Source organism: Bradyrhizobium retamae, from assembly GCF_001440415.1.
In the GTDB taxonomy this organism is placed as follows: Bacteria; Pseudomonadota; Alphaproteobacteria; order Rhizobiales; family Xanthobacteraceae; genus Bradyrhizobium; species Bradyrhizobium retamae.
In genome coordinates, this window is the sequence record NZ_LLYA01000072.1 from 1 (window position 1) to 2,962 (window position 2,962).

Annotated in this window: 4 protein-coding genes; 2 read left to right on the forward strand and 2 right to left on the reverse strand. The window is 61.1% G+C overall.

What is annotated here, in order from left to right; genetic code table 11:
• Positions 1–145: 145 nt before the first annotated feature.
• Both CQ13_RS10050 and CQ13_RS10055 read right to left on the reverse strand, forming a co-directional pair.
• The gene (locus CQ13_RS10050; protein WP_057842756.1) at positions 146–472 is read right to left on the reverse strand and encodes a PRC-barrel domain-containing protein; all 327 of its coding nucleotides are present in this window, start codon (positions 470–472) and stop codon (positions 146–148) included.
• 160 nt (positions 473–632) lie between these two features.
• On the reverse strand, positions 633–1,409 hold the full coding sequence (locus CQ13_RS10055; RefSeq protein WP_057842753.1) for an AAA family ATPase: 777 nt from the start codon (positions 1,407–1,409) through the stop codon (positions 633–635).
• 81 nt (positions 1,410–1,490) lie between these two features.
• Here CQ13_RS10055 and CQ13_RS10060 point away from each other — a divergent pair, with 81 nt between their 5' ends.
• Both CQ13_RS10060 and CQ13_RS10065 read left to right on the forward strand, forming a co-directional pair.
• Positions 1,491–1,814 (forward strand): hypothetical protein, encoded by a 324-nt coding sequence (locus CQ13_RS10060; RefSeq protein ID WP_057842754.1) that lies wholly within the window; start codon positions 1,491–1,493, stop codon positions 1,812–1,814.
• A 310-nt stretch (positions 1,815–2,124) separates the two neighbouring features.
• The gene (locus CQ13_RS10065; RefSeq protein WP_347337027.1) at positions 2,125–2,811 is read left to right on the forward strand and encodes an outer membrane protein; all 687 of its coding nucleotides are present in this window, start codon (positions 2,125–2,127) and stop codon (positions 2,809–2,811) included.
• Positions 2,812–2,962 lie beyond the last annotated feature (151 nt).

The window sequence follows — 2,962 nt, forward strand, 5'->3', positions numbered from 1 at the left end:
CATGGCCGCCGACCCTCCGCCATGAAAAGATTCACAGCCTCGTAGGATGGGTGGAGCGAAGCGATACCCATCAGGGTTGCCGCACGAGCAGAATGGTGGGTTTCGCTTCGCTCTACCCACCCTACGGCTCACTCTCCGATCGTCCCTACACCCCCCAATAATGCGGATGCGGGCGTGAGCGGTCGCCCCAGTCGAAGGCGTCGTCATCGAGCTCGGACGGGCCCGCGCGCAGGTCCTCCAGTGTTATGTCGGATTGGTAGGCCTGACGCGCGGGATCAAATCGGAGTGCGTCCCACCGGATCGGACAATGATGGTGGCTGCCGAGCAGCCCTCCTGTTTTGATCACGGCATAGGCAACCGTTCCGCTCACCTTGTCGAGCATCAGCCGCTCGATCGAGCCGAGCTTTGTGCCGTCGCGCCCGTACACGCTCACGCGCTCGACGCGATCACTGGGCACCAGGGTATGAGGCATGGCGTCCTCCCTGTTTTCCCTTGTTCGGTCGACATAATAGCACAAACGAGCCCAACACAGGTGGCATAACCTGCGACAAAGTTTGCAGTGGTGTAGGATGGTAGAGCCATCGGGCCGACCGACTGGCCGGACCCGTTGGCTCTACCCACCCTGCAAGACTTCACTCCTCGATTGCCGCCTGCACGAATCCGTCCGGGTCGTCGCAAAACTCGCGCAGCACCTTGTAGTGGTCCGTTTCACGCACCGTCACGGACTCCAGCCCATATTTCGTCAGCCGCAGCAGCGTCGCGTTCGGATACGCCATCAGCACCGGCGAATGCGTGGCCATGATGATCTGGCAATGGCCGATCTGATCCATGCGCCGCATCAGCTTCAGAAACTCGATCTGGCGCGCGGGCGACAGCGCGGACTCCGGTTCATCGAAGATGAAGATACCCTGCCGCTGGCAGCGCTCTTCGAAGAAGCGCAAAAAGCCCTCGCCGTGGGAATGGGAGAGGAAGTTAGGTGGGGGGCCTCCTCCCATCGGATATTTCTGGGCCATCTCGTCTAAGTATCGGGCAACGGAGAAAAAGCTTTCGGCGCGGAAAAACCAGCCATTGGTAATTTTAGGCAGCCAGCTCGCCCGCAACGCTTTCGACAATTGCCCACCCATTTTCTCCAACGCCCATGAGTGGTCGACCGTCATGTATCCCTTGCCGCCGCCGGCTTCGTCATAGCCGGCAAGCACGGCGATGCCTTCGAGCAAGGTGGATTTGCCCGTACCGTTCTCACCGACGATGATGGTGATCGCGCGGTTGAAGCTCAGCTCGAAATCATCGCGCAGCAACGGCAGGCAGAACGGATAGGCTTCGCGGTCGGTGATGCGCGAAGGCTCAAGCCAGATGCGCTTGAGGTACGGCGCCGGCAGGTTGATCGGGCGATTTCGGCTGTAAGGCATGGCTGGGGCCCGAGGGAAACAAAGTCGTTCGTTATGGTTATACAGAGACCTATCGTACAATCCTAGATCGCACGCTTCCCGATGCTAAGTGCCACCTACACCCTCTTCCGCAATGCCATCCTTGACGAACAGCAGGTCGTCTGCCGCTATGACGGCCGCGCCCGCGAACTATGCCCGCACATCATCGGCACCAACAGACACGGCGAAGAGGTCGTACTGGCCTGGCAATTCGCGGGCGAAAGCTCTGGCCCGCTGCCGCAATGGCGTTGCCTGAAGGTCGCGAATGTCAGCGATGCGCGCACGCGCGAGGGCCGCTGGCACGAGGGCCGCTCGCATCGCACGACGCAGACCTGCGTCAACGAGATCGATCTCGACATCAACGTCCATGTTCGAAAGCGGCGCTGACGCGACGCCCGCCTGTCATCACGCTCGCATTCGCGCCCCTCTCTCGCAGATCGCGAGAGCGTTCTGCACCACACGTCGCCGCACTGCTGTCGAAATAGCAACCTGTCCGCGCCAATGAGCGAACGCGCTTCGGTCCAATTTTTGCCGGCATACGCATCGTATGGTTAACCTGCGAACGACGTTCTCACATCCGCGCAAACGTCGCTTGCAGACGGCTCTTTGGGGGCGCGTTCGCGCCCGCTTTCCGAAAACGATACGTCACCATGCCGGTGCAATCGGTCCGCTATGGGGCCTGCAGGGGGGTATACGAGTGTTCAACTTCAGGGGACAAAAAATGAAACGACTACTTTTAGCTGGTGTGGCTCTTTCGGTCGCGAGCGCGGCCTCGGCCGCCGACCTTCGGGCGCGGCCCTATCCCAAGGCCGCCCCGGCGACGGTGGTTGCGGCGTATAACTGGTCCGGCTTCTACATCGGCGCGATGGGCGGCTATGGCTGGGACAGCGGGGATGCCAGCGGCGGCTTCGGCGGCGGCACCATCGGCTACAACTGGCAATTCCCAGGCAGTCAGTTTGTTTTCGGTGTCGAAGTCGACGCCGCCGGCGCCAGCATCAAGGACAGCCTCACCGCAGACATCGGCGGGGGCGTCCTGGCCACGGAGGAACTCAAGATCAACTCGTTCGGCAGCGTGACCGGCCGCGCGGGCTTCGCATTGGATGCGGCCCTCGTCTACGCCAAGGGCGGTTTTGCGTGGGCCAACAGAAAGGACTCCATTTCAGTGCCCGCGCTCGGCGTGTCGCTTTCGGATAGCCAGTCTCACACCGGATACACCATCGGCGGCGGCCTCGAATACCTGTTCACGCCGAACTGGTCGGCCAAGGCCGAATACATGTACACCAGCCTCGGCAGCGAGACCTACAATCTGGGCGGCGACCTGTTTGACTCCGGCACGATCGATTTTCACACCATCAAGGTCGGCGTGAACTATCACTTCAGGTAAAAGTCGAGAAGTAAAGAGCTGTAGGGTGGGCAAAGCACAAGCGTGCCCACCATTCAGCAAACGAACCGGAGAGATGGTGGGCACGGCGCGTTGCGCCTTTGCCCACCCTACGAGGCTGTGAATCTTTTCATGGCGGAGGGTCGGCGGCCAT

Bases quoted from the DNA above. Each gene is read 5' to 3' on its own strand.
- CQ13_RS10060 (WP_057842754.1), top strand. From the start codon at position 1,491: ATGCTAAGTGCCACCTACACCCTCTTCCGCAATGCCATCCTTGACGAA.
- CQ13_RS10050 (WP_057842756.1), bottom strand. From the start codon at position 472: ATGCCTCATACCCTGGTGCCCAGTGATCGCGTCGAGCGCGTGAGCGTG.
- CQ13_RS10055 (WP_057842753.1), bottom strand. From the start codon at position 1,409: ATGCCTTACAGCCGAAATCGCCCGATCAACCTGCCGGCGCCGTACCTC.